Consider the following 26767-nt stretch of genomic DNA (forward strand, 5'->3'; position numbering starts at 1 on the left):
ATGTTATGTGTAACTGAAATCGCTATCTAATGGAAACATTAACAGGTATGCTGTTGCTAACCATGTTATAGCCTGCAACAATCACCATATCCCCATCTTTTAATCCTTTTACCACTTCGGTTCTATCGTTGAACGATATGCCTGTTTTTACATAAACCTTTTTAGCAACTTCCCGGTTACTGGCCTTATCAACTGTAAATAGGAAAGTGCCCTTAGTATCCTGTTTTAGAATGATACTTGGCACTGTTATTGCCTTGGGATTGTAGTAATCGTTTATGTACAGAAGTGCTATCTGGTTGGGCTTTATCATGCCCGAAGGGTTGTTGGAGTTAACCTGAATGGTAATGGTTCGGGTTTTAGGGTCAATGTAATTGCCAATTCTTGAAATCTCCGTTTCAATTTTGATGTCGGGAAAGGTGGGAAAGGTTACGGCAATCTTATCGCCAACGTGTACCTTACTCAGAAAACTTTCGGAAATATCGGCCTCTATCTTTATCTTGTCGGGGTTGAGCAGGTAGGCTACGGGTTTTCCAGGCGAGGCAAGTTCGCCCTCTTTAATGTAAATATCATCCACAATACCATCGAAAGGTGCCTTTACGATGGACATATCGAGCTGCGCATTAAGGGTTTTGAGCTTTTGCTCAAGGCTCTCTTTCTGGTTTTTAGCCTGTAAATACTGAAGCTCCGTCCCAATGTTTTGTTCCCATAGCGCCTTTTGCTTCTCGTAAACCTTGGTAGCCAGCTCCAAACCTATTTTAACCTCCGATATGCTATTCTCTATTATACTTGTGTTGAGTGCTATTAGTATATCGCCCTTTTTAACCCTTTCTCCTTTTCTAACATAAATCTTTTTAACCTGACCATTTGTTTCGGTGCTAATGGCTGCCTGATTCTCAAGTTCAACCTTACCGCTTGCTATAAAGTAGTGGTTAAAGGGTTCCGATTTTACCCTTTCGGCTATAACCGAAATGCGATTGCTCCCGTTGTTTAACGTATCAATCTCTGCCAACCTGGACTCTATCAGCTTAATCTGATGGTTTATGTTTGTCGACTGCTCTTTGAGCTTTGATAGCTTTGCCTTCAGCGCTTCAGGGCTATCCTGGTTGCCGCATCCTGCAAAAAGTGATGCTGCTATAAAAATTGGTACTATCCGCTTCATATGTTTTAAAATTTGTTGGGTTGCATATTGTTGGTGAAATATCTATCCGGCGGTTACCCCTCTTTTAGCAACGTCTTTGCTGTAACTCATAAGTGGGGGGGCCTTACCGTTAGTTTAATGTTTAATCGTTAGATGTTGCCTGATAGCTTATCAAGTTTTACCCTTGCGTTAATCACTTCAACTATGGCAGCAAGGTAGTTGCCCACTGCTTGCAGGTATTTGTCGTTAGCCTGTATCACATCAACCTGCGAGGCCAGGCCGTTTTTATACTTTGTCCTAACATCGTCGAGCACCTGCTTGGCCAGCTCCTTGTTCATCTTTTGAGTTTCGTACTTGCTCCAAGCCACGCTCAGGCTGGCCTTTGCATCGGCAAAGCCCATTTCTACGTTTTGTAGCGTTTGGTAGTATGTGTTTATCGACTTGGAAACCTCTAGCTTAGCCTGCTGAACTTTTGATAATCGCATGCCACTTGAAAAGATTGGGAGAGTAAGCTTTGCCCCTAGTAACGCAGTAGGAGTAAAATTTATTAGAGGCTCCTTGTGTAATCGCTGGAAAGAGACGAAAGCCGATACACTTGGTAAGAAATTAGATTTGTTCAGCTTGAGCTGTAGCTTGCTTATGTTAACCTGATTATCAAGTATTTTCAGGTCGATATTTTTGCTTGGGTCAAAGGCTATATCATTGGCATTTGGGTTATAGCGCGCTATCATTTCGGTTAGTTTATCGGATAAGATAAGGTTAGCGCTATCGGGCAGCCCTAGCTGAAGCTTCAGAAGTTTTACCGATGAGCTCAGCTGGCGCTTTGTTTCGGCCGAAGAGTTTTCGAGTAACGAAACCGATACCCTAACCTGATCAACGGCTGTTTTGTCGGCAAAACCGGTTCGGTAGAGCTGTTCCGTATCGTGGGCAATTCGCTTCAGGTTGGCCACGCTGGAGTCCATGATTTGCGATGTTTCTTGCAAAAGCAGAACGGTAAGATATCCTGCGGTAACATTGGCTTTTATGTCCTGGTCGGTTTTTACCAAAGCATTTTCCGACAGGTTTTTGTAAGCCTTTGCGGCCTGAAGGCCAACAATGTAGGGGCCGTTAAAAACAAGCTGCGAAATGGTTACGCTGTAGGTGGCGTTGGCCTTTTCCCCAACCTCTATTTGGGTGGGTTGGCCATCGGAACCGGGTAGCGTTAGTTTCGGCAGGTCGTTCAGGATGTACTGGAAATCAACTCCGGCGCTAACCTGTGGCAGGCCTTGGGCCGTTGTCTCCCAAACCTTTTTCTTCGCTATCGTCACATCGATAGCTGCATTCTTACGGGTGAGGTTATTGCTTAGGGCAAAAGCTTTTGCCTCATTCAGGGTAAAGGTGTAGCTGTTCTCCTGTCCAGCTGCACCGAGTGTAAACCCCACTGAAAACAGTAAGTAGGTTAACCTTTGTAGTGTTCTCATTCGTATTGGTTTATTTTTATTATTCATTATATCGACTGGGTGAGAAATTCGGCATCGAAAAGCTCGTTTATGTCAAAATCTCTCATCTTGTGCTCCAAAAATTCAATCCCTTTCTGGTTGGCTATGCCCCTAATGTGATAGATAAAAACCTCCTTGAAAAAGTTCTCCGACGACATCTCGTCGAGCGTGAAGATGTCGTTGTCGATAAAGCTTTCGATTCTCGAAATTTGCAACCTTGCAATAATGCTTGGGTTTAGGTCTGTCCTGTAAAAACCCTCTTTTTGTCCCTTTTCAATATTCGATATCACGCTTGATATCATCTTCTCGCGCCTGGCTTTGGTTAGCCTTTCGTATAGCAGCGGGTAATATTTTCTTAGGTCATATATGGTGGAAAGGTTAATTGCCTTCATTTTGTGGTTCAGTATTTTACTAACAATGAGTAGCTCCTCAATGGCGTTAAACCTATCCTTCTCCACGCAATTCATTCCCTTGTTAAGCTGCTCAATCTCATAATCGATAACCTTATCAACCAGCTCGTTCTTATCGGTTACATACCTGTATAATGTTTTTTTTGAGATGCCAAGGTTTCGGGAAACGTCGTCCATGGTAACGCTTTTAATGCCATACTTGGCATACATCTCACGGACCTTCGCAACTATGTGATCGAACTCCTGATTCATGACTGGTAAACTTTGGAAACAAAAGTAACAAAAAATGTTTCCATAGGTTGATGCGGCGATGGTTAAAAACTGTTATAACAACTGCGATGTTATGATAAGTGGCAGATAATGAGCGGCGAATTGGTGGGGTGAGGCTAAGATGCTCAGATAACACCCTAAAAATTTGTGGGGATAAAAAAAAGTAGCTAGATTTGAATTGATAAGGTAAAAATTGGTATTGCGTTGAGCCAAAAAATTTTGTAACTTTGCACCCCAAAAAAATGGTACCATTCTTTAGTGAAAAAGTGTTAAATTTCTTTAAATTCGGTTTGTATAATTCTGGTTCACAGCGATTTACAGATTTACCTATCAGAGAGTAACGTCCACTAAAACAAGGATTACGACTAGTCTTCCGTAGCATGGACATTGGCCCCCGCTTCGTCAGAGAGTAACGTCCACTAAAACAAGGATTTGATTAGAAATAGAAAGACGCTTTGCTTCTGAAAGAAGCAAAGCGTCTTGTATTTTCAACACATCGGACTCATCCCGATATTTCCGACTCATTCATCTAACTTCCTCTAACTTCCTTTAACTCCCTCATATTCCTAAACAAGAGAAGCCTTGACTACGCTCGGCATGACAAAAACTTCCAATTTCTTCCGATTATTTCCGAGTCATTCCGAGTCATTCTTTTAACTTCATCTAACTTCTTCTAACTCCCTTTAACTTCTTCTAACTCCTTCATATTCCTCAACAAGAGATGCTTCGGCAAGCTCAGCATGACAAAGGCTTCCGACTACTTCCGAATATTTCAGAATCATTCCGAATTATTCCTCTAACTTCCTCTAACTTCTTTTAACTTCCTCATATTCTTCAACCAGAAATGCCTAGATTACGTTCGGCAAGACAAAGGCTTTCCTTAAGAGTATTCTGGAATTGTGCTCGAACATCTTCTGGTTCAAGAACCTCAATATCGGGACAAAAGTTTAGGAGAAGCGCAAAAAGCTCTTTATTAGGAATTACTTTAATACGAACCTCCAACTTATCGCCCACAAAACGGTGTTTTTGAGAGGGGTGTAATGGTTTTGTAATAACATATGGTGCCCTAGTTTTTGAGAAAAGCAGCTTAATTTCAACGGGTTCGGCATCGGCATAACGGGTCACGCCAACAATATCGTAAAAAAACTCCTCCCAATCGGTTTCGGATTGAATATACTTAAGGGATGTCACCTCGATGCTAATAATTCTATCAAGAGCTAGATTCCAGTAAGGGTTATCCTCTTCCTGGTTGAATCCTAAAACAAACCACCTGTTATTGTACTCTTTTAGGTGGTATGGATGGTAGTGGAAGTATTTTGGTTCCTCGGCAAAATAGCGTTTATAACCAATCCTAAGAACCTGCTGGTTAATAATGGCATTAAACAAAACGCCAAAATGCTCAAGTCCCTTCAAATCGCGATTAAAATCGAAGCTAACAACAGGATTGCCATTGCTTTGTAATCCGCCAAATTTATGTTGAAGCAGCGGTACAACCTCATACACCCAATCAAATTGAGGCATACCCTCAAATCGGGCTAAAACATCAATGGCCGCCTTAATCTTTTCTATTTCTTCCTGTTTGATTGGAATATTATTTATGGAAAACTCCGGATTCGAATAGCGATAGAATTTTCTCCTGCCGTCTTGTATTCGTTCTATGTCGGCACTAAAACCCTCGCTGCTCTCCATGAAGTTTATATCATCTAGAACCTGTCTCTTGCTTACAGATTTAGAGGGATCAATATCTTGTAATACCTTATTAATCTCCTCAATTAAATCCTCAACGTAATACTTTCTGCCAGTATTCCTGAAGCATCGATCTAATACCTGATATCGAATTAAGGCATTCTTGTTAATTGGCATAGCTGTATGAATTGATAAATATAAAGGTAATGAATTTTGCAGAAAGAGTGCACAGGTTGATATTTTCTTTGTATCGTTCAGATTCAAAATGCCATGAGAAAGCAACTAATACTAATGGTTTTAATAATGGGCGCGGTAGGATGGGAAAGTCATGCTCAGATATTGTTGAACATTGACGAAATTATTGAAAAATACGGACACCCTTTCGACAAAGAAAGTATTAACGACTCTATGTATTATATGGTTTATAGTTATGACCAGATTTATAATAAGCAAACCGATATTATGCGCCTGAAAAGCGATTACGTAAAGCTGGGTATCATAAACAATCAAACAACCGAAATATGCATTGTGGTACTTCAGGAATACCCCTCTGCGTATTTATATAAGGCTATAAATGTATTAAACAGCTATATGTATAAGCCAAAAAAAAACGACTTTATTTGGGTAAATCGTAAAAAGGGTACGGTAAAACGTATACTATATGAAAAAGGGATGCAAACTTTTTATGTTGCAGAGTTATACTATGGTAATCACGTGATGGACATGTTGAAATAATAAGAATTCAGGAAGGTAGAAAGGATAAATTTTATTTAAATAAAACAACACCATAAACCATGAGAAAGATTACACTAATAATGCTATTTCTCCTATCTGCTAAGGTGGGGCTATCGCAACTCTGGTTAACAGAAGATGAACTTATTAAAAGGTATGGAAAGCCTATTGAAAAGGGATATTTTGAAAAGATCCCTGATTTAGATTTGTACTACCTGATATTTGATTCAGAAAACGTAAACAAAACAAGCGAATACAAGTGTGAATACCTGAAAGCCTTCTTGCCAATAGATACTTCCATAGTTAACTATTGCTTTTGGGTTGAAGCTAAGTATCCTATTAAATACATCTACTCCTTCATTGAAAACTACAATAAAAAATATAGTAGACCTTTAAAGGAAGACTTGAAATGGATTGACTATAACGAAGCTGTTTGGCACTATTTATACATTACCGCTGAAGAAGACTACTTTTTAGCTGTAGATATGGTTGACTTTGAATTGCTAATAAGGGAAGAAAAAAGTGATTATGACTACTAAAAATAATTTGTATCAAACTATGCAGAAAGGCTGCATCATTCACCCCCAACTTTGCAACGTAACAATTAAATCATGAAGCCATGAATAAGATACTGATAGCTTTGTTTGTACTGACATGGGCGCTTCCTGGCAAAACACAGCTAGGATATACCCTTGAGGAAATCATACAAAAGTATGGCGATAACTACTCCGTAGGATATAATTCCGATAGCTTATTCTATGCCATTTTTGAAAATGTGAAAGCAGGTCGTTCCGAAAAGAAAACTGTTATGATAACTTTATTCAATTCCGATAGAAAAGATGCCATTTGCATTGGCAAATTGATTGTTTATAGTCTTGATGAGATCAATGAAGCAGTCGACAAGTTTAATAAGAAATATGTTAAGAAATCGGAGTTGGAGTGGAAGGACTACGAAAATGGTATTTTATACATTATTGATATTGACAGAAACAGAGGCTTATTTACAATAACAAGTTTAATCGATTTATAGCCATGGGTGTATATGCAGTTAATTTGGATGAGGGCACCTTTACCCAGGACAAGGATACCTACAAGAATAGGTTAATGGACCCCCAATGGAAGACACGCAAGGAGGAAATACTAAAGCGCGATGGATATCGGTGTGTGGTTTGTGGTAGTACCGAAAACCTTGAGGTGCATCATAGGCAGTATCATTACCTGATTGCAGCAGGCCGTTACCGCGACCCTTGGGATTACGACGACCACATACTGATTACACTTTGCAAGGAATGCCACTCCGATGGACATACGCATTATAAAGTACCAGTAATATTTATTGATAAAACTAATAAAATTGTATAGCTATGGCAATATTCAACCTATTTAGAAGAAAAATAAGCAACGAAGCAGCAAATAGCTCAACTGCGGCATCTGCCACCTCACCGGTTGCAACTAACCAACCACCAAGGGTTCCTAAAGAGATTTTCATTGAAGAAAATGGCCCAGAAAACAGGTCGTTAACTTTCAAATCTAATGGGCAAAAGGTGGGAATTGATCTAATATACGACTACCTACAGGTGGACTTTGAACGTAAAGGCTATGAGGATGCCATCACCCATCCTGATGAAAGCTACAAAAACGACAATATCAATCTTTTAAAGATGGACCTGGCCATATTAGTTCAAAAAGTTGACAGCTACTACACCGAGCGGCTAAAGGAGCTCGATTTCCACATCGAATCGCGGAAACGTTCAGGACTGGTTGACCTGGTAATGGAGCTAAACTCGCAAAAAGAAGTTGTTCTAAGCCATATGGAAAGACTAAATGGCATTAAGAACGACATTGAGACTGGTAACGGAATAACCAAACGGGTTGAGCTATCGTATCAGCGTGGTTTTTCACGTGGTCTTTCGTCCATAACTAAATCAAAATTTATGAACCAAAAACTTTAGCTATGTGTGTCGATTGCAGGGGGCTCCAAACTATTTGGATAGTTTGAGAAATGAAAAGTGTGTATTGTTAAAACTTGTTCCCCCTGCATTTTTAAATTATTAAACTATTCACATTAACTTTAATATTATTGTAAAATGAGAGATCTTTGGCTAAAAACAAGCTGCTTTTTCACTGGATTCAACTACCAAATAGTAAAAAACTCGAGTGAGGCTGCTGCTAAAATGGTAAAAAAGAACATGTCGGCGCTAATCATTATCAGCATACTTTGGGCATTTATTGGATTTAACTTTACTTCGCGCTACTTGCATGGCAATACGCTAACCTCGCTTATTGTAGCATTGGTAATGGTTGTTGTAGTTATTCAAATTGAAAGGCAGATACTGTTAAATGTAACAAACTCAAAAGGTGCAATTACTTTTCGAACTATTATTGGTGTAATCATGGCCTTTATTGGTTCAATAATTATTGACCAAATCATTTTCAAGGACGATATAGAGCAAGGCCAGATGGCAACAGTACAGCAAAGGGTTAACCGGATTTTACCCATGAAGACTACCGAGCTGAAAGAGCAAATAGCTCAGATAGCCAATGCAATAGAAAGCAAAGAGGCGGAAAGAAATCAGATATTAGTGGAACTGGGCAAGAATCCTACCATCAGCACCCCAACCTCCGTTGGCAAATACGAAAAGGATAGTACCGGCAAAATGGTTATGGTTGGCCGGGAGGTAACCTACCAGTCGGTACCTAACCCTAAAGCTAGCTTGATCCCCCAGATTGATGACCAGCTCGCTCAGCTAAGAACCGATTTGGCAAAAAAGGAGGAGTTGCTGCTAAACATTCGCAGCGAGATTGAAAAGGAGATGCAATCAAAAACAGGTTTCCTCGACGAGCTAACCGCTCTTTATAAAATTGCTACCTCCTCTTTTGTATCAATTTTTGTTTGGATGCTATTTTTCCTCTTTTTCGCATCAATGGAGCTGTTCATATTGGTAAATAAAATTAGCGATAACCATACCGATTACGAGGATATTATAATGCACCAAATGAGGGTCAGAATGAAGCAGCTTGAGAAGCTATCGGAAACTGTTTAAAAAGTTTGCGCAAGGCCTAGGCCTTGCGCAACTCTGTATACTTTTCTTTCCCCAATAAGCTTATCCAATTAGTTTATATCATTTCGATTTCTGTTTGATTGAAAGTTGTAATTTTATTGTATCTAAAAACTTTTTTATTACCAAACTTTTATGTTTGTGGATTATGGGTTATCAAATTTATTAAATTACTTTTATTGCTTTCCATCCTAAAGTTTTTTTCTTTTTGTTATAGGATAAAATAGCCATACCCTTTAACAGTTGTCCATCATTTAGATTATTTTTTTTAATAATTATTGGTTCAACAAAGATGTTTTCAATGAAACCAAAGTTTTGTGATGGGTTTATTTTAAGTTTTCCTTCAAAACTCTTTAATGCATCACATGGTATATCAGCGTCAACTTTTTTTGCTGACAGAATGTTATAATATCCATCCCTGCCATTTCCATTAAAACGAACCTTTAAAAGGTCCCCAATTTGAGGATTGGAAATGTAATCTGAATACCTAAAAAAACCATATTTGTTTTTATCCTTCACAAAATTCAGTATTTTCTTGTTTTCATTTACAAACTCGACTACAACCAATTCTTCAGGTACATCCTGAAACAATATTTCCTCTGCTTTCTTGATGTGAATTGAATACAAATCTTGGTTGTCATTTTTAGCTGAGGCAGATTTATACCACTCTTGTTCTGTCCATTGCGCTATTTGGTTCGGCAGCTTCCATTCGTGTTTCTCTCTTGCTTCTATAATTTTCTGGATTTCCGTTTTTGCTTCATTGTACATTTGCTTTTCTATGAGCAATTCGGCAAATGTTTGACGAAGTTTAACCAAAAAGTCTTCAGGCGTTTTCAGACTCAATGCTTTGCAGTAGCAAGCAAATTTGATATTTTTGTCATAAGAGAAAATTTCTGCCATCAGTTCCCAAACCCAAAATTCATTTCTTTTTTGTTTCGCAAAAGGCAAAAATGCGGACAAAACATTTTCATCGCTACCTAATGATAATAGGAGTTTTGCTTTGAAATATGGGGGATATTGATACTCTGGATGTTTTTCTATCAAAGAATCAAGTTTGGGCAAAAATGATTGAATCTTTTCCTTATCAATCACTCTTTCTTGTCCAAAAGGATCCAGGGGTTCCCCCTCTAAAAGTTTCTTTGAGTAGGCGATATACGCCTGTTCAGCAATAGACATTATTTTTTTTCTATTGTATTCTTCTTTTAAATAGTCTTCGGAGCGAAGGTTATTTAAATCCCACCAGTCAGCAAACTCTAAATACTTTGACCAGTTTTGATAGCCTTTGTGAAAAGCTTTATAAATAAATGAATATGCTTCTGATGGCTTGGAGAAATGAAAGTCTCTGATAATTTCAAACAACTCATTGATTTTGTCATAATCAACATGCTCTGTTTTCTGTAATGCAAAAACCAAACTGCCGATTTGCCATGCACAATTGTCAAACACCATTTTTTCATCTTCCGGCAATTGCAAATTTTTTAGCTTAATGAGATTATCCTTGAAGACCTCATACGAATCCGGTTGAGCATTTTTTTTGAGATAGTCATAATACACCCATGCAGCTGCCCGCTTGTTCCAGATGTTTTCGGGTTCTGCTTCCAAAGCTTGATTTGCCATTTGCAAAGCTTCATCAAGCTTTCCCGCTTGTCGTAGTTCTTTGATTTCTCTAAATGACATAGTCAGCTTCTTTTAGGTGGTTTACAATAGATTTGATTTTAGCAAGAAGTTCGGGTGAGTTACATTTCTTTTCTAGTGGAAGCACGCGCCCAAAAAAACCTGCCTTATCGTATTCAAAGTCAATTACGCAAGACTGTTCATGGTTTTTTATAGTATACCTTTCACGGTATTCGAGATGCTGAATGTTGGAAATGACTTCACCGTTTGATAAACCTCGGCTAATAAAATCGAAAAGATTTTTCAAGAATGGCTTTTCTTCTTCAATTGCTATATCAAATTCTATTTGTGTTAAAATACCCTCGGCATTATTTCTATTTACTAAAATCGGAGTAGCACATTCTAATATTTTGGCGATGGTTTCAAATAATTCATCAGAGTTGGTTTGTGCAGGAAGCTTTTGAAAATTATTATTAAAAACATTCTGCCCATTAACCCAGTATTTGAAACCCGCTGTTTGTGATTCTCTTTTGAAGATATATCGTACTTCATACCCAACTTTCTGCCAAAATTTAATATTAATATTTTGCTTTCGCAAATAATACCATCTGTGAATGAAATGGTCTTGAATTGTTATTGGTTCATTTTCTAAACCAAATTTTTCAAGTTCGGGCAAAACTTCTTTAATATTTATTTCAGTATTAATATTTGTTTGTCCAGTTAAGTCATTATATGCTTGTTGAATTTTTGTATCAACAAAACTCATCTCAGAAAAAGAAGAGAAGTATGGTGGATTAATACAGAATAACCTTTTAGAAGCACGTGTTACTGCCGTGTAGGCCCAACGGAAAAATTCAGGATTTGTCTTTCCAGTTCTATTATGTGGCGATTCATAAAAGTTAAACTTATTGTTGATCCCTTTATCCCAAAAAACAAAAGCATTTGGCCATTCACCGCCCTGGGCTTTGTGACAGGTTACGGCATAGCCATATTTTAAAAGAATGCAATTGAAATACTCATCTTTGATGATGGCTTCTTTAAATTCTTCAGTACCTTTTTTGAGGTTGGGGTGCCTTTTTTTGAAATCTACGTAAAGGGCTATTTGTTCATCAGGTGTTAAAGTATTTTCACCGTATAAGTAGTTCTCTAAGATAAATCCGTTTATGGTTTTGGGCTGATTTTTTTCATCGGGTAAAATAAGGCCAATTTTTCTCCATGTTAATTTTACGCTTATAGTTTTACCACCTTTTGTGTAAAAACTTACATCTCTGCTTACAACCGAAGGACTTACTTCTGAAACAATAGCAAACTCACCATTCATGATACCAAGGTAGTAATTGTTTGCGCCAATAACAACAGTATCAGATGGTTGTATTGGCAAATCATCCCCAAACTTATCTTTACGGATAACTCGGTTCAAATTAAGAGCTGTTTTGTTTTTATGGCAAATGATTATTTTAGGTTCTTGTTGCACATTATAAGTCTCCAAAAATTCCTGATAGGAAGGATTAAAAATATCCTTCTTATTTTCTCTCAAATCAAAGTCATTGAAGTAGCCCGATGTAAGACACCGTCTTATTTTAGTGGCAGCAATCAAGATGCCATTATTGACCTCTTGACGTTTAACCTCCTTCATTTCCGCTTGAGATACAGAAACCTTGTAGGTCTCGCTAATATAATTTGGATCAAGTGCAGGAGAGAAGTTCATTCCAATGGGAGGCAACTGAGATGGGTCTCCTATAAAAATAATTTTGTTGTTTGTTTCGCATTCTTGAATCCTACTGTAGGAAATAAGATCTCGCAACAAATGACCGCTGCCAAAGCGGAAAAACTCTCCTTGGCTCAAAATATCACTGACCATTGACGCTTCATCTATTATCAGAACCGAATCATGAACCTCCGGGTTGTTCCTGATTTTATATTGATATAAAAACGAAACATCATTTTCGTTTTCACCTTGCTTTATTTCCTGCAACTCTTCAAAGCTGTATATGCCTTTGTGAATGGTGGTAGATTCAAAGCCTGTTTTTTGTTTGATGACTCTTGCTGCTCTGCCGGTCGGAGCCATTAATTGGTACCTTTTCTCTAAAGATTTAAGATATTCAACCAAGCCTTTGAGTAGGGTTGTTTTACCACTTCCCGCATATCCCTGAAGGATAAATATTCGCTCATCACTTTCTAAAAAAGCATGAAGCTTTTCCAACGCATTGCGTTGGTCGTTGGTGAGGTTGATATGTTGGAAATGGTTGAAGATTTTCATGCAAGCAACTTTTGTATGATTTGTGAAACTTGTTCTAATAATATTTTATATCCTTCATAAAAATAAATCTTGTCGCATTCCGTTTTTAAGTTATCAGTAAGCTTTTTTTCAGAGGGATGAATAAACTCGTTCCTCCTTTTTATAGAATAATAAAGTTGCTGTACATCTTCATCTTTATATTCCAAAAGTTGAAAACATAGCCCGGCTACTTTTTCGAATGTTGTGGGTAAATTGTTTTTGAAGTTTGGTGTGTTAGTAAATGTGTATTTATTTTTTTCTTCATCCCATCTATACTGTTTGAGTTCTTGAGGTCCTTTAATACACCATTTGTTTTCATCATTTTTAAACACGTATTCACCAGCAATTAGTTCTAAACACTTAAATAAGGATATATATGCATAGGCAAAATCATCTTTGGAATTTGCTTTTTCATACATATTGTATGAAAGTTGTAAAATCTTAATAAGCTCTTTACCAATGTGCTTATCGAATTTTTTATTTTTTATGGCTGTTGTTAAAGATTTCGATAATTGATTTATCGATTGGTTTACAGGCTTTAAATAACTTGCCCGGTTAATAGAACCTTCAACAACCTGTTTAAGGTTCTTAATATCCTCGGCTACATTAGAATCATCTCTTTTAATAATATATCCGTTAGCACCAAGCCCTTGAACCGACTGGTAATTCCAAATCTTATTTGAAGCAGTAGTTATAATTACTTGAATTCCCTTGTTGATTTTTTTTATTTCCTCTAATATCTTGTAACCTGTTAGCTCTTTAGGTTCTTTATTTTCTTTAAAATCTGAATCGCAAAGCCGTAAATCAAGCAGCACTACATCAGCATCTTCGCATTTCTTTATTGCACGATCAATTATTTCATTTTGACTTAAAGATTTGAACTCTACTTCCAATATATCAAATTTAATTGTATTATTATTAATGTTATTTTGTAAAAAACACCTGTAAAAATCACCCCAGCCTCTTTTGGCTTCATCGTCTATTAATAAAACTTTTCCTTTACCGTTTATTAAATATGGGGTACCTTGTTTAGTCTCTGCAACAGGATTTAGTGCTTGATAGTATTTAAAATACAGTCCCTTTTGTAAATTTTCCTTTACTTCAAGGATATTGTTATCACATTTTAAATAGGTGGACCACCTAAGTAATGCAAGCTCATTATCTATGCTATGATGAGATTGATAATTGGCAGGAGGAGATAATTGCAGTCTCTTCAAACATTTTTCCCATTCCGTTTCAGAGATTCGGGGTTTATGCTCTTGAATCAAAATATATTCATTTTTCAGTGCATCTCTATCTGTTTTTGCAATATGGAACACTCCAGGTGTAAATAGGATATTTCCTAATTCAGAAAGTTTAGCAATTTGATTCGGTGTTTCAATACCTATAAAGACTATTGGAACAAGATGATGTCTGAATTCTTTTGTTACCCTGATGTGAGCTGCTACTCTTAAACCGGTTAATTCAAAATAGTTTTGTTGCGAAAGCGTATAAGGGATAAATATTACATCATAAGCTTTATTCTGAAATGCTTTCGACAAAGAATCATGTAAAAATCTATCCAGTACAAAATTTGAATTTTGTGAGGCTTGAGAATAGTCTATAGCGGATTTGTCTCCATGAAAATGATCAGTTAAACTTGTTGGTAAATTATCTCCATGGAATAAGATTGCTTTCATATTTTAGCTATGATTTTATTTATTTCTTGGTTAAGTTCTTCAATTGTTTTTGAGCCAATAATGGATTCCAAACTTTCCTTAATTGGTTCTATAGCACGTGTTAAATTATCCTGTAACAAAAGTTTGCCTGTATGTCATCATTATATTTAATTTCCAATTATCTCCATAGATGAGTTCTGAAATGTGTTCTATTTTATCTTCCACGTACCTGCGCAAAAATTCAGGTAAAGTATTGTTGTAAAAATCTTTTGAGTTGAGTAGGAAATACGGATATGGTTCAAAGTAGAAAAGTGACTGCCCAACACCTCCACTAAAAAAGACTAATGGCTTTCTCTTACTCTTACAATGTGAAATTACTGTGTTTATTCCACCATTAGATAAAGATGAACGATGGATAATAATTAAGTCATAATCATTCAAAGAGGCAAATTCTTTCTTGTTGAGTTCATCGATCAATTTTCTACATTCTTCATGAAGGCATATAAACATTTTCTATACTATTAATTTTCTCAATACGTTCTTTATTAAGATACTGTTCTTGCCTTCCTGGACGGTCTTCTAATAAAAGTACTTTTTTCATGGTAAATAGAATTTTAATATGTAGGTAAAGCCTTTAACTATGCAATCTTCCTTTTTTATTTCGGCAATATGGAATTGGCTGTTTTCATGAGATATTTTAACATTAGGGTATAAATATTTTAACACAAAATCACCATCAGTAAAATGAGCTGCCACTTCAAAATCACAAATACTTATGAGGGGTTTAATTACCTCTTCCAAATCACCACTAGGCTTCATGAATTTAGAGTGCTCTGAATTTTTAAGAGGGTGTGAGCCTATGTGAATTATTTTTAATAAAATCAAATTCTGGTTAGATAATCGATTACATGAAATCTCAACTTCACGGTTTTCTGTTCTTGTTTGTATCATTCGGAAAATCCGTCTTATGGCTTTTAATACAGGCACGGTGTAAACTGTAAACGACTCATACTTTAGAGTTTCAAGACCACTCACCTTGAATTCTCTTAATTCCTGCAATACAAGATTATTTATTTCATAATAAAAATCTCTTGTTTCTTCTCTAAATGCAATTTCTCTTTTAAACAGATTAATAATATCTCCAAAGAATCTAATTTCCTTGCCATACATTAACCTATATTTTTGATTGGCTTCTGCCGATACTAAATCATCAGAAATAGACATTTCAAAAGGTGTCTTTTTTAAAGCATGTGGTTTATTGTCATAATTTTCCACTATCCAATTAATAACACTATCTGGGTATTGCCAACCGATTTTTATACCATATTTTCCCCATTTAAATGGAATTTCCTTCCCTTCTTTATTTGTTGATATTTTTTTTTGAAATACAAATGGGTAAATTACATTCCACCAAAGATTGGCATTATATTTCTGAAGAAAGACAAACTCTTCATATCGTGAATTAACAGCTTTAAAATAATTTTCTGTAGATGAATTACTTTCGGAATTGATATCGGGAGAAGTATCCCAAAAATGTGTAAGCCATTTCATAATTGGATCTGAAGTAAACTGCTCAAGTTTATTGATGACTAATTTTGGGTCGTGAAATATTGCTTTTTTATCTTCTGACAGCACATTAAGGTGTTCTTGGGTTCTGTTTTGTTCTATTATCTCATTATTTTCAATAGGATTTTCAGATTTAGTCAATCTATCAAACCTCTTCTTCAGCCCTTGATAGGTTGAATCCTTGAATCCCTTCACCATCTTCAGGAATTCCAATTTCCCGTCCAACACATTCACCAAATGTGCATTCATGTTTTTCACATGCCCTTTATCGGCAATGTAATCCCGTTTAAAAATCTGTTCCGCTTTTTCATAGCCATACTTTTCCCAATAGTACAGCCACATACGGATTTGCTTTATATACCTCCTGTGGACATTTACCTTTTCGTTTACAATCAATCCTGTTGCTTCCTGGCGATAACCCGCTTTTTGTAAACGTGTTTTATTAGGGTTGATGACAAGTTTTTGATCTTCTTCAATAATTCGCTTTAGCTCCTTGATAAAATCATCATCTTTATAAATATTGTGAAGTGAAGAAAAGGTTATGTCATCTGCATATCTAGTATATGTCGCACCAAATCGCTTGGCAAGTCCGGTTAGTCTGCGATCAAGTTTTTTGCAAAGAATATTTGTTAAAGTTGGCGATGTAGGGCTACCCTGAGGAAGTACTGTTTTTATTTCTCCATCTACTTCTAATGGATGAGTGCAAAGACATGCTAATAGAAAAGCCAAAGATTCTTTGTCTCCTTTTAGGTTAAATGGCTCATACATAAAACCTATCTTCACCCTATTTCGGTCAAATGAATGAAAAAAATCTTTTAAATCAATATTATAGACATAATTTTGCCCTAAATGTTTTTTTGCATTATCGACAATTGATTTATTCAAAACAAATCCTGTAGCGGCTTTATGCGGTTCATAAATACACTGCAGTACAAAATTGAGAACCCGAAGAATAGACTTTAACCCACTTACTGGTGAATGAATTATCCTGTCTTCACCAGACTTTTTCTTTATGGTAAAAGTCTGATAACGTTTTTTACACAGGTCAGGATTCGCATAATAAGTCAAGGACTTTTTTTGAAAAGGCATGCTATTTTCACCATAAAGCATTTTTTTTGCATTGTTAAGCAACTTCAATAAATCGTCTTTGCTTTGCATTTCTGCAAATTGCTTTCTTAATTGCTCTATGTGAACTTTATCTACTTTCATATCAAATTATTTGAAAGACTTTGAAACACCTGCCCTGATACTCTATAAGTATTAAAGACCAAAAAAAAAAAATTTAATTAGGGGTTATTCTTAGTCAGCGTTATTACTGGCGTCAATGTAAATCTCAGTTCTGAAGTTATGCTCAGAAACTGTGCTCATTAATGCCACTCTGACATTCATTCCAACAAAAGTTGGAATAAGATGCCGATCATTGCCTAAACAAATTTAGGCCAGCACCCACAAATCAATATCTTTAGGCAAGTGTTTCAAAGAACTTCTGCAAAGTTGGGGATTATTTGTGCAGCCTTTCTGCACTATAAAAATATATTTTAATTATTTTTTTACAAAATCTACTTATTATGTAAAGTAATTAAATATAAATTTTCCTTGTCAAATTTATCGCCTCAATTTTCTCCCATTGAAATACGTCTAATAGTTCAGGTTGGTTCATGAATGCGCTTGGTTCAAGGTTCTAAACTTTAAGGTAAAAAATATTTTAGAATCGTAAACTTAAAGTGCATACTAAGTTGATTATCAATAGATGTAAAAATTGATAATGAGGTTGATGAAATAAATACTTACCACTATTCACAGTTTCAAAATTTTCTTTGATATTCCCTATATATCCGTTCTTTCTACTAATCGACCCCTCCCAACCTCCCCTCTCAGGGGAGGCTTTTTTTCATGGATAGAAATTGCGTTATTTTTCCCCTCTCCTCACAGGAGAGGGGAAAGGGGTGAGGTCGCCAAAACCTGCCCCACAGTCAAAAAAACTTCCGGTTCATTCCGCCTTTTCCCATCCCGTAAACAAATATTAACAAAACTATTTTGGTTTTAAAAGTTTTCTATCCGAATTTTGTACACAGAAAACTATTTAAGTTTAAAAAGTTTTATGAGCGTAAAAGAGCAAGTTCTCGAGGGTGCGTTGGAGCTATTCAAGAAAATGGGTATACGTGCCGTTACAATGGATATGCTGGCCGTGCATTTGGGCATGTCAAAGCGAACCATCTACGAGAACTTTAAAAACAAGGACGAGATTGTTGAGGCTTGTGTGCGCATTGAGAATGAGAAAATGAAAGCAATGGCACAGGAGATTCTTCAAAGGAGCGAGCATTACATCGAAACCTATATCATGTTTATGTGGGCCCATATCAATAGGCTTCGAGGTGTAAACCCGCTTTTCATGCACGACCTAAAAAGGATTTATCCCAAAACAATTAGCAGGCAGGCAGGTGAGTTCGACCATTATATGCGCGATAAAATGGTTGAATTCATTGAGAAGGGGAAAAAGGATAAGCTCTTTAGGGCGGAGGTAAACCCTCAGATTGTGGCAAATGTGGTATTTGAATTCTCAAAGCTGCTTCGAAATCGATTTGAAACCGGGAACAATACCCTTAGCAGCTTTCCGTTGGCCGAGGTGTTTGAGCACATGGCAATCAACTTTATTCGGGGGCTATCAACCGTTAAGGGAATTGAGCGCGTTGAGTATTACTACAATAAACATAAGTCGTCGATATAAGAAACTAAAACATAACAGGTATGCACAGATTATTGCTTTTATTTACTGTTACGGGTGGTATCTTCCTTACGGGGAGTAGGGGATACGCCCAACCCGATACCCTGCGATTATCGGTTGCGCAGGCTGTTGACCTTGCCGTTCAGCAAAACCTAATGCAAAAGGTTTCAGAGCTTGAGCTACAAAAGAAACAGGAAAAGGTTAAGGAGTACATGGCGGCTCTTTACCCTACCATTAAGGCCTCGGGTAGCTATACCCGTAACCTTAAGCTCCCTGTTATCTTTATGCCGGCAGGCTCACCTTTTGGTCCTACACTAACTATCGGCTCCGATAATAGCTACTCGGCTTCGGTTAGCGCTTCGATGCCTCTGTTCGTTTACAACATTTTTGAATCGATAAAGTTAGGGCAAAAGGATGTGGCGATTAGCCAGGAGAAGCTTCGCGAGAGCAAAATCGACCTCGCTGCTAATATTAAGAAAACCTACTACAACATCCTACTTCTTAAGAATAGCCTAAACGTAATAAACCAAAGCTATAAAAATGCTCTTGCCAACCTGGAGAATATCAAAAAGCTTAATGAGAGGGGGATGGTTTCCGATTACGACCTGATCCGAATTAAAGTTCAGGTCGATAATTTATATCCCAACGTTCTACAAGCCGAGAATACCTATAAAAATCTTTTAAATGTACTTAAGGTCCTATTGAACATTGATGTTGAAACTCCTGTTGTTTTAAACGAGGATGAAATAGGCGAGTATAGTTTCACAAACCTAGTTCTACCTGATAGTAGCTGGGTGAATAATAACACCAGCCTCCGACAGCTCTCATTAACTAGCGAGATGCTTAAAATTCAGGAGAAGATGGCAAAGGGTGCAAATTACCCTTCGCTGGTTGCTATAGGAAACTACCAGTATCAAACACAAGCAAATGATTTTAAATTTGGCGATTACCGATGGGTTCCTACATCAATGGTTGGACTACAGCTAAACATTCCTATTTTTTCGGGATTTTCGGTACGCCGACAGCTAAACCAGGTAAGAATTAGCCAAAAACAAATCGAACTACAAAAGGAGTTTACTTTAAACAACCTTACCGCTCAGGTACACAATGCAATTAATGCTGTTAATACGGCTGCTAGTAAGGTAATTGCTGCCCAAAGCAATATTGAAATGGCTCAAAAAGGTTACGATATTGCTAAAACAAGGTATAATACGGGACAATCCACTTTGCTTGAGCTAAACGATGCTGAAAATGCTTTGCTTCAAGCTCGATTAAACCTAATTCAGGCCCAAATGGAATACCTGATTGCTAAAATCGATTACGAGAAGATTGTTGGTGAAGTGATATAGAATGAACAGGAATAGCTGAGTAAAATCGTAAAACTTTATAAACCAATGAGAACAGTTCGAAAATTTAAATTGTTAACGCTGCTAGGCTTAGCGGCTATCCTATGGGCTTGCGGAGGAAATAAAGCTGAAGTAAAGCAGAATTCCGCACCCAATGAGGTAAAAGTAGTAGCACAGGTGGTAAAGTCTACCCCTATCGTTCGAACCTTGCGTTTGCCCGCCACCATTCAAGCTTACAAGGAAAATCATTTGGCACCGGCCACAGCCGGCAGGGTTGAAAATGTTCTTGTTGATGTTGGCGATGCCGTTAAGCGAGGTCAGACAGTGGCAATTCTTGATCGAACTAACTACCAGCAGGCAAAGATTCAGTTCGATAAGCTAAAAATTGATCTTCTGCGTGCCGACTCGTTGCTAAAAGTTGGTGCAATTCCCCAGCAACAGTACGATGCGGTTAAAATGCAGTACGACATAGCAAAGAATAATCTGGAGTTTCTCGACGAGAATACAACCCTAAGATCTCCAATCGATGGGGTTATTACAGGAAAGTACATAAACGATGGCGAGCTTTTTGCCATGTCGCCCGTACCGGGTGTAGGCAAACCTGCAGTTGTTTCAATCATGCAGCTCAATAAGCTTAAGCTGCTTGTAGGTATATCGTCGAGCTATTTGCCTAAAGTGAAAACGGGAATGGAGGTGGCCATTGAAACCGAAGTGTATCCTAACACAAAGTTTAGAGGCGTAATCGAAAAGGTATACCCAACCATCGATAATTTGACCAAGAATTTTACCGTTGAGGTGGTTGTATCGAATAGCGATATGAAGCTTCGTCCGGGAATGTTTGCAACGGCAATCATTCGACTGGGTAAAGGAGAAGCTGTGCTCGTTCCGTCGTTTGCAGTTATGAAACAATCGGGCACAAATGAACGGTATGCCTTTGTTGTGAAAGATGGAAAAGCAGAACGTCGTACTGTTGAGGTTGGCGAGGTGTTCGACGACCAGATTGAGATTGTAAAGGGTATTGCTCCCGGAGAGGAGATTATAGTTGAAGGCCAAACCAACGTTTCCGATGGTCAGCCCGTAGCTAATAAGGATAACTAAAAGGTTTTAGAAGATGAGCTTGTATAGTAAAGCGGTTAAGAACCCTATAACAACTCTGATGGTTTTCATCGGAGTTATTGTGATGGGGATATACTCGTTATTCTACATCCCTGTTGACCTGATGCCCGACATGGATATACCCAGCATTAGCGTTATAACATACTATCCCGGAGCTAATGCCGAAGATATTGAGGTGAACGTTACCAAACCTTTGGAGAATCAGCTTAATGCATTGCAGAACCTGAAAAAGGTAACATCGGCAAGTAAGGATAACATTTCGTTCATCACGTGTGAGTTTGAGTATGGCACAAACCTCGACGAGGCCAGTAACAACATTCGCGATGCGATTAGCTTAGCCGAAAAGGCTTTGCCCGATGGATGTGAAAAACCATCAATCTTTAAGTTCAGCTCATCGATGATACCCGTTGTGATTTGGGGTATTCAGGCCAATGAGAGCTACGCTGCTCTCGAAAAGATAGTTGATGAGCGTATTGTTGAACGCTTAAGCAGGATCGACGGTGTGGGTGCCGTTAGCATTATCGGAAAGCCAATTCGAATCATAGATGTAAAGGTTGACCCTCGTAAGCTCGATTCCTATAACCTGACCCTCGAACAGGTGGGAAATGCGATTGGCGCCGAAAACCTGTCGCTTCCCGCAGGTAGAATTGAGGTGGGACGAATGGAGTTCCCTGTTCGTACCAACGGGGAGTTTAAGAGTAGCGATATTGTGAAAAACCTGGTGGTGGCCAATAATGGGGGCAGGCTGGTTTACCTCCGCGATGTGGCAACCGTAAAGGATACCCTAAAACATGTTCTTATCGATGAGCGAATCGATGGTAAAAAAGGGGTGAGGCTTATGGTTCAAAAACAGAGCGGTGCCAATACCGTTCAGATTGCCAGGGAGGTTACCCAAAGAATGGAGGAGCTCAAAAAAGAGCTTCCCGCCGATGTGAAAGTGGTAAAGATTCTTGACACCTCCGACTTTATTAAAAGCTCCATAAACAACCTTTCCGAAACCCTTATCTACGCACTGGTTTTTGTTGCTCTTGTGGTTTTCGTATTTTTGGGTCGTTGGCGTTCAACATTCATAATTCTGCTCACCATTCCTGTATCGCTGATTGGAGCGTTCATCTATCTTTACATTTCGGGTAACTCTATCAATATTGTTTCCTTATCGGCCCTTGCCATTGCAATTGGTATGGTAGTTGACGATGCCATTGTTGTGCTCGAAAATATTACAACGCACATTGAGCGGGGTAGTAGCCCTATGGAAGCCGCTGTATTCGCAACACGCGAGGTGGGTTTAGCGGTAATTGCTACCACGCTGGTAATTGTTGCTGTTTTCTTCCCCCTCACTTTGGTAGGTGGCTTGACAGGCGTATTTTTCCGACAGCTTGGCTGGATTGTAACCATAACCGTTTCATTATCAACTCTTGCTGCTCTTTCTTTAACACCAATGCTTTCTTCAAAAATACTTAAGGGGAGATCGTTTTATAAACATCGTCGGAACAGATTTCTTGAGGTTATTAACCGTTTCTGGGGGCGTTTTGATGATATATATGTTAAAGGTTTATCTTGGGTGTTAAAGCATAAATCATTGACTTTGTTTTTAGCCGCTGCAATTTTTGTTGGAAGCTTAGGTTTGGTTAAATTCATTGGTAAGGAGTTTACACCTGCTCAGGATAATAGCCGAATAAGTGTTTACATGGAGATTCCCCAAGGAATGCGTATAGATGAGGCAAAATCGTTGGCCAGGGACTTTGAGCAAAAGGTTTTTGCCAAGTACCCTGAGGTCAGACTCATTTCAACCACTATCGGAACCGACGAGGGGGGATCGCTTATAAGCGCATTTCAAAAAGCCGCTTCCTACATCATTAACTATAGCTTTATGCTCACCAATCCCGATGAGCGTAATCGAAGCATCTTTGAGATCTCCGACAGCTTACGTAAGGATATTGCTAGTTACACCCAGCTCACCTCGTCGTATGTCGACCCGGGTTCAACGCGAAACGCCATGTCTTCGGCTTTTAGCGGGGGCGGTGGCGCAAACTTTGAGGTTAAGGTTTTTGGGTACGACATAAACCAGACAAACTATATAGCCGAGCAGATTGTTTCCACGCTTAAAAACGAAAAGGGTTTTAAGGATATAACGGTTAGCCGCGATAAGGAGCGTATGGAGCTGCAGGTGATACCCGATAGGGAAAAGTTGGCACAGCTTGGTTTAAACACTGCCATGCTTGCTACTGCTGTTCGTAACAGGGTTTACGGCTTAACCGCTACCAAGTATCGCGAGGAGGGATATGAGTACGATGTAATTCTAAAGTACAACGACAAAAACCTTTCGTCGGTTAGCGATATTGAGAACATAACCTTTAAGGGGCCCATGGGCAATATGGTTCGTGTTGGTGATATTGCCCAAATTAAGCAGGTATATAATACGCCTAACATCGAGCATGAGAACAAAATTAGGGTGGTGAAAATCACGGCAGGTCTTTCGGGACTTGATCTTGGTTCAGCCTCAAATATTGTGAATGAGAAGCTGGCAACCCTGGATCTTCCAAAGAATGTTATTGTTGAGATTGGCGGTGCAGCCAAGGATATGGCCGATACTTTTAAAGATATCGCTCTGCTATTTGTGCTAATCCTCATCTTAACCTATATTGTTATGGCTTCGCAGTTTGAATCGCTACGTGAGCCTTTCATCATCATGTTCTCAGTTCCCTTTGCTATTACCGGTGTTTTCATTGCCCTATGGGCAACAGGTTCAACCATAAACCTGATTTCAGGTATAGCCATTGTGATGCTTGTTGGTATCGCTGTAAAGAACTCCATTGTGCTGGTCGATTTCATCAACCTCCTGGTTGATAGAGGGCGTTCGGTTACCCAGGCAATTCTTGAGGGAGGCAAATCGCGTTTGCGTCCTATACTCATGACTTCGTTCACAACCCTTTTAGGCATGCTACCCATGGCACTTTCAACAGGCGAAGGCTCAGAGACCTGGCGCCCGCTTGGCATATCGATAGTTGGCGGATTATTCTTTTCCATGATGATTTCGCTGGTTATTGTACCGGTTATCTATGCTCTTTTTGCTAATGCTCGCATTAAGCGTGAGCGCAAAAAGCTTCTGGCATCGGGTGGTGGAGAATTATCGTTTGAGGTTTAACCTAAAACTTGAATAAAATGAAAGCAGTTTTTATAGCATACAATCAGGCTTTATCTGAAAAGGTTGATAATGCGCTAAAGGTTTCAGGCATTAAAGGGTATAGCAAATGGGCCGATATGCTTGGAGCAGGAACCGAAAAGGGAGAGCCTCATTTAGGAACACATACCTGGCCATCAATGAACTCGGGCATACTTACCATCATTGATGATGATAAGGTTGATAAGCTTCTGTCAATTATCAACCAAATTAACCAGGTAGCCGAGGAGCAAGGCATTCATGCCTTTGTCTGGAACATTGAGAGGATGGTTTAAAAGATTAATCGGGCAAATTCCAACTACGAGCCGAACAGTTGAAGTTCGGCTCGTTTTTTTTGTCTTTGAAACATTCATAAAGGGTTCTTCACTTTTTGCCTACATGAACTCAAATGTACCTAGCTGGTATAATTCCAGATTAAGCGATAGAAATTTTGAATATGTATTTTGAGAAAGCTTAACTAACATGGGGATTACGCCTCGTGAGACCTAGTGATGCTTAGTAAGATGCTTGAGAAGATAGGTTTTTCGCAAGCTGCTGAATCGTGTTGATTTGCCACAAAGCTCATTGTTTCCTCCACCTTCAACCCATTCAGTCTATGAATAGGTTGCTCTTTTTTCAAAAATCTGCATATATTTTCTCTGTGCTACTCTGTGTTCTCTGTGGTATTTTCATTCACCAAAGAGAGCTTGTCCCGACCAAAGTCGGGAGCACGTAGGGACACGGAGGTTATGGTTCTTATCCTTATCTCCTCCTCCGTCAAATCATACAATTTATAAACAATCTCATCTATTTCCCTTTCCCACTTGCTCGTAACTGCCTGAGGTTTTACCCCCTCACCCCGCCTTATCGGGCTCCCCTCTCCTTACAAAGGAGAGAGGATGGGGGTGAGGTCGTTGTTAATCGTTTCTTTGCCAATATAGCATTTAAAAAAGATATTCCCTGCTGTTATATTTTACCGTTTTTGGTGCAATAATGCTTTCGCATTGGATTGATTAAAAATCATACGCGGTAGTTTTTTGAGGTGCCATTATTGGAATCATAGGAAAAACTCCAAAAAATGGTATGGCCGATGTCGAATAAAACCAGCTGCTTGTCGAAAATTTTTAGCCTACTGTCTAATAAGTTTTTTTAGAACCATAGGCTACAGCATCTTTGAGTTAAACATTACAGTAATCGTTATGAAATACTTGATTATAGCATGCCTGGTCTTTTGGTCGTTATTGCTTCATGCACAGGTAAAACCGTACACTTTTGAGGAGTGTGTTGAGTATGCTTTAGAGAATGGAACGGATATTAAGCGTTCACAGAACAACCTTGAGCTCCAGGAGGCATATTTAAACCAGTCCAAAGCTTCACGTCTCCCAAATCTGCAGCTTGGAGTAAACCAACAATTTGAAAAAACCAGCATTTATGACAATAGCACCGGTACTTGGGGCAAAAATGATTATACATCATTAAACGCGTCGATTGGCTCCAAAATGACAATCTACAATGGTGGAAAGATTAAAAATCTTATTAATCAGAGTAAAAATAATGCAGAATCGGCCCAATATAGTTTGGTAGCAGCAAAAGAACAGATAAGCCTCGAGGTTTTATCGGCATTTATCGATGTACTTTATGCAAAGGAAAACTTGCAGAATAAAAGGTTGCAACTTGAGGAAAGTGAAAAGCAGTACGAGTATGCCAAAGCTAAATACGAAGCCGGAACTCTGTCGCGTACAGACTTCCTTAATGTGAAATCACAGGTTGCAACGGATAAGACCAATCTGGCCGAGGCAGAAAGTAATTACAGGATGATGCTTGTTAGCTTGATGCAGGTGATTAACATGCCTGTTCAAGATGATTTTACCATTGTTCAACCTGATGTGGATAGTATAGTTAGTCAGAATATTACGACCAATCCTGAGGATGTTTATAGTATAGCGCTAGAACAGCAACCTAATATTAAAGCGGCTGCGCTTAATTTAAAGAGCGCTGAAGTAGGGGTTGAAATTGCTAAAGCTCAAGCATTGCCAAACCTATCATTAAGTGCCGGCCTAGGTACGAGTTTCAACTCGGAGTTTAGCGCTGTCGATTTCGGAAATCAGCTTACCAATAGAATAAATCCTTATGTTGGTATTAGCCTATCCATCCCAGTATTCCAGCAGAAGCAGGCAAAAACCAGTGTAAAAGTAGCACGAATACAGAGTAAAGACATAGCACTTGAATTGATGGAGATAAAAAATAACCTGAGAAAGAGCATCGAGCAGGCTTGTTCCAGCTACCAAACAGCTCAAACTAATTTCATGGCCTTGCAGGAGGCATTGGAAGCTGAACAAGAATCGTACAATTTGGCTAGTGAGAAGTTCGCTCAAGGAATGGTTAATTCTTTTGATTTGCTTTTGTCGAAAAATAACCTGGTTAAGATTCGGAATAAGTTTATTCAGGCCAAATATAACCTGGTACTTCAGAAAAAAATCATTGAGTACTACTTAGGAGAACAAATAAAACTTTAACATAAATAACTTTTG

21 protein-coding genes are annotated in these 26767 nt (G+C 38.4%); 12 read left to right on the forward strand and 9 right to left on the reverse strand.

Annotation, left to right across the window (positions count from 1 at the left end):
• Nucleotides 1-22 precede the first annotated feature (22 nt).
• The 4 genes from FHG85_RS03145 to FHG85_RS03160 form a co-directional block, all read right to left on the reverse strand.
• Nucleotides 23-1159: an efflux RND transporter periplasmic adaptor subunit gene (locus tag FHG85_RS03145; RefSeq protein ID WP_173072918.1), complete on the reverse strand. Its 1137-nt coding sequence runs from the start codon at nt 1157-1159 to the stop codon at nt 23-25.
• A gap of 128 nt (nt 1160-1287) precedes the next feature.
• On the reverse strand, nt 1288-2598 hold the full coding sequence (locus FHG85_RS03150; RefSeq protein ID WP_173072919.1) for a TolC family protein: 1311 nt from the start codon (nt 2596-2598) through the stop codon (nt 1288-1290).
• A gap of 26 nt (nt 2599-2624) precedes the next feature.
• Nucleotides 2625-3278, reverse strand: coding sequence for a TetR/AcrR family transcriptional regulator (locus tag FHG85_RS03155; protein ID WP_173072920.1), 654 nt, complete (start codon nt 3276-3278; stop codon nt 2625-2627).
• A gap of 852 nt (nt 3279-4130) precedes the next feature.
• Nucleotides 4131-5159 carry a helix-turn-helix transcriptional regulator gene (locus tag FHG85_RS03160; RefSeq protein ID WP_173072921.1) on the reverse strand — a complete coding sequence of 343 codons (1029 nt, stop codon included), beginning with the start codon at nt 5157-5159 and terminating at the stop codon, nt 4131-4133.
• 93 nt (nt 5160-5252) lie between these two features.
• On the opposite strand from FHG85_RS03160, the gene FHG85_RS03165 reads away from it, so the two are divergent.
• The 6 genes from FHG85_RS03165 (at nt 5253) to FHG85_RS03190 (ending at nt 8758) form a co-directional block, all read left to right on the forward strand.
• The gene (locus FHG85_RS03165) at nt 5253-5717 is read left to right on the forward strand and encodes a hypothetical protein (RefSeq protein WP_173072922.1); all 465 of its coding nucleotides are present in this window, start codon (nt 5253-5255) and stop codon (nt 5715-5717) included.
• Nucleotides 5718-5776: 59 nt separating this feature from the next.
• Nucleotides 5777-6253: a hypothetical protein gene (locus FHG85_RS03170; RefSeq protein WP_173072924.1), complete on the forward strand. Its 477-nt coding sequence runs from the start codon at nt 5777-5779 to the stop codon at nt 6251-6253.
• A gap of 80 nt (nt 6254-6333) precedes the next feature.
• Nucleotides 6334-6744, forward strand: coding sequence for a hypothetical protein (locus FHG85_RS03175; RefSeq protein ID WP_173072926.1), 411 nt, complete (start codon nt 6334-6336; stop codon nt 6742-6744).
• 2 nt (nt 6745-6746) lie between these two features.
• On the forward strand, nt 6747-7076 hold the full coding sequence (locus FHG85_RS03180; RefSeq protein WP_173072928.1) for an HNH endonuclease: 330 nt from the start codon (nt 6747-6749) through the stop codon (nt 7074-7076).
• 2 nt (nt 7077-7078) lie between these two features.
• On the forward strand, nt 7079-7666 hold the full coding sequence (locus FHG85_RS03185; RefSeq protein ID WP_173072930.1) for a hypothetical protein: 588 nt from the start codon (nt 7079-7081) through the stop codon (nt 7664-7666).
• Nucleotides 7667-7801: 135 nt separating this feature from the next.
• Nucleotides 7802-8758, forward strand: coding sequence for a DUF4407 domain-containing protein (locus FHG85_RS03190; RefSeq protein WP_173072933.1), 957 nt, complete (start codon nt 7802-7804; stop codon nt 8756-8758).
• A 180-nt stretch (nt 8759-8938) separates the two neighbouring features.
• Here the strand turns inward: FHG85_RS03190 and FHG85_RS03195 are convergent, their stop codons facing one another.
• The 5 genes from FHG85_RS03195 to FHG85_RS03215 all read right to left on the reverse strand — a co-directional run bounded on the left by FHG85_RS03195 (nt 8939) and on the right by FHG85_RS03215 (nt 17098).
• Entirely contained in the window at nt 8939-10450 is a 1512-nt protein-coding gene (locus tag FHG85_RS03195; protein WP_173072935.1) for a DUF7017 domain-containing protein, read from the reverse strand.
• A complete protein-coding gene (locus FHG85_RS03200) occupies nt 10440-12647 on the reverse strand; it encodes an ATP-dependent DNA helicase (RefSeq protein WP_173072937.1) in 2208 nt (735 codons plus the stop codon). The genes FHG85_RS03195 and FHG85_RS03200 overlap by 11 nt, the downstream gene beginning before the upstream one ends.
• Nucleotides 12644-14344, reverse strand: a complete 1701-nt coding sequence (locus FHG85_RS03205; RefSeq protein WP_173072939.1) for a response regulator transcription factor — start codon at nt 14342-14344, stop codon at nt 12644-12646. The genes FHG85_RS03200 and FHG85_RS03205 overlap by 4 nt, the downstream gene beginning before the upstream one ends.
• 105 nt (nt 14345-14449) lie before the next feature.
• Nucleotides 14450-14833: a hypothetical protein gene (locus tag FHG85_RS03210; RefSeq protein WP_173072941.1), complete on the reverse strand. Its 384-nt coding sequence runs from the start codon at nt 14831-14833 to the stop codon at nt 14450-14452.
• A gap of 87 nt (nt 14834-14920) precedes the next feature.
• Nucleotides 14921-17098 (reverse strand): reverse transcriptase family protein, encoded by a 2178-nt coding sequence (locus FHG85_RS03215; RefSeq protein ID WP_173072943.1) that lies wholly within the window; start codon nt 17096-17098, stop codon nt 14921-14923.
• Nucleotides 17099-17990: 892 nt separating this feature from the next.
• On the opposite strand from FHG85_RS03215, the gene FHG85_RS03220 reads away from it, so the two are divergent.
• The 6 genes from FHG85_RS03220 to FHG85_RS03245 all read left to right on the forward strand — a co-directional run bounded on the left by FHG85_RS03220 (nt 17991) and on the right by FHG85_RS03245 (nt 26752).
• Nucleotides 17991-18617 (forward strand): TetR/AcrR family transcriptional regulator, encoded by a 627-nt coding sequence (locus FHG85_RS03220; protein WP_173072944.1) that lies wholly within the window; start codon nt 17991-17993, stop codon nt 18615-18617.
• 20 nt (nt 18618-18637) lie between these two features.
• Nucleotides 18638-19963: a TolC family protein gene (locus FHG85_RS03225; RefSeq protein ID WP_173072945.1), complete on the forward strand. Its 1326-nt coding sequence runs from the start codon at nt 18638-18640 to the stop codon at nt 19961-19963.
• Between the two features lie 45 nt (nt 19964-20008).
• On the forward strand, nt 20009-21058 hold the full coding sequence (locus tag FHG85_RS03230) for an efflux RND transporter periplasmic adaptor subunit (protein WP_173072946.1): 1050 nt from the start codon (nt 20009-20011) through the stop codon (nt 21056-21058).
• Between the two features lie 13 nt (nt 21059-21071).
• Nucleotides 21072-24221, forward strand: a complete 3150-nt coding sequence (locus tag FHG85_RS03235) for an efflux RND transporter permease subunit (RefSeq protein ID WP_173072947.1) — start codon at nt 21072-21074, stop codon at nt 24219-24221.
• 17 nt (nt 24222-24238) lie between these two features.
• The gene (locus tag FHG85_RS03240) at nt 24239-24532 is read left to right on the forward strand and encodes a PG0541 family transporter-associated protein (RefSeq protein WP_173072948.1); all 294 of its coding nucleotides are present in this window, start codon (nt 24239-24241) and stop codon (nt 24530-24532) included.
• 903 nt (nt 24533-25435) lie between these two features.
• Nucleotides 25436-26752 (forward strand): TolC family protein, encoded by a 1317-nt coding sequence (locus FHG85_RS03245; protein WP_173072950.1) that lies wholly within the window; start codon nt 25436-25438, stop codon nt 26750-26752.
• Nucleotides 26753-26767: the final 15 nt, after the last annotated feature.

Origin of the sequence: Tenuifilum thalassicum (assembly GCF_013265555.1) — a bacterium.
Taxonomy (GTDB): domain Bacteria; phylum Bacteroidota; class Bacteroidia; order Bacteroidales; family Tenuifilaceae; genus Tenuifilum; species Tenuifilum thalassicum.

Excerpts from the sequence above, each read along its gene's own strand:
- FHG85_RS03170 (WP_173072924.1), top strand. The coding sequence starts at position 5,777 with ATGAGAAAGATTACACTAATAATGCTATTTCTCCTATCTGCTAAGGTG.
- FHG85_RS03200 (WP_173072937.1), bottom strand. The coding sequence starts at position 12,647 with ATGAAAATCTTCAACCATTTCCAACATATCAACCTCACCAACGACCAA.
- FHG85_RS03155 (WP_173072920.1), bottom strand. The coding sequence starts at position 3,278 with ATGAATCAGGAGTTCGATCACATAGTTGCGAAGGTCCGTGAGATGTAT.
- FHG85_RS03145 (WP_173072918.1), bottom strand. The coding sequence starts at position 1,159 with ATGAAGCGGATAGTACCAATTTTTATAGCAGCATCACTTTTTGCAGGA.
- FHG85_RS03160 (WP_173072921.1), bottom strand. The coding sequence starts at position 5,159 with ATGCCAATTAACAAGAATGCCTTAATTCGATATCAGGTATTAGATCGA.
- FHG85_RS03165 (WP_173072922.1), top strand. The coding sequence starts at position 5,253 with ATGAGAAAGCAACTAATACTAATGGTTTTAATAATGGGCGCGGTAGGA.
- FHG85_RS03175 (WP_173072926.1), top strand. The coding sequence starts at position 6,334 with ATGAATAAGATACTGATAGCTTTGTTTGTACTGACATGGGCGCTTCCT.
- FHG85_RS03215 (WP_173072943.1), bottom strand. The coding sequence starts at position 17,098 with ATGAAAGTAGATAAAGTTCACATAGAGCAATTAAGAAAGCAATTTGCA.
- FHG85_RS03240 (WP_173072948.1), top strand. The coding sequence starts at position 24,239 with ATGAAAGCAGTTTTTATAGCATACAATCAGGCTTTATCTGAAAAGGTT.
- FHG85_RS03150 (WP_173072919.1), bottom strand. The coding sequence starts at position 2,598 with ATGAGAACACTACAAAGGTTAACCTACTTACTGTTTTCAGTGGGGTTT.
- FHG85_RS03245 (WP_173072950.1), top strand. The coding sequence starts at position 25,436 with ATGAAATACTTGATTATAGCATGCCTGGTCTTTTGGTCGTTATTGCTT.
- FHG85_RS03220 (WP_173072944.1), top strand. The coding sequence starts at position 17,991 with ATGAGCGTAAAAGAGCAAGTTCTCGAGGGTGCGTTGGAGCTATTCAAG.
- FHG85_RS03225 (WP_173072945.1), top strand. The coding sequence starts at position 18,638 with ATGCACAGATTATTGCTTTTATTTACTGTTACGGGTGGTATCTTCCTT.
- FHG85_RS03180 (WP_173072928.1), top strand. The coding sequence starts at position 6,747 with ATGGGTGTATATGCAGTTAATTTGGATGAGGGCACCTTTACCCAGGAC.
- FHG85_RS03205 (WP_173072939.1), bottom strand. The coding sequence starts at position 14,344 with ATGAAAGCAATCTTATTCCATGGAGATAATTTACCAACAAGTTTAACT.
- FHG85_RS03195 (WP_173072935.1), bottom strand. The coding sequence starts at position 10,450 with ATGTCATTTAGAGAAATCAAAGAACTACGACAAGCGGGAAAGCTTGAT.
- FHG85_RS03185 (WP_173072930.1), top strand. The coding sequence starts at position 7,079 with ATGGCAATATTCAACCTATTTAGAAGAAAAATAAGCAACGAAGCAGCA.
- FHG85_RS03235 (WP_173072947.1), top strand. The coding sequence starts at position 21,072 with ATGAGCTTGTATAGTAAAGCGGTTAAGAACCCTATAACAACTCTGATG.
- FHG85_RS03190 (WP_173072933.1), top strand. The coding sequence starts at position 7,802 with ATGAGAGATCTTTGGCTAAAAACAAGCTGCTTTTTCACTGGATTCAAC.
- FHG85_RS03230 (WP_173072946.1), top strand. The coding sequence starts at position 20,009 with ATGAGAACAGTTCGAAAATTTAAATTGTTAACGCTGCTAGGCTTAGCG.
- FHG85_RS03210 (WP_173072941.1), bottom strand. The coding sequence starts at position 14,833 with ATGTTTATATGCCTTCATGAAGAATGTAGAAAATTGATCGATGAACTC.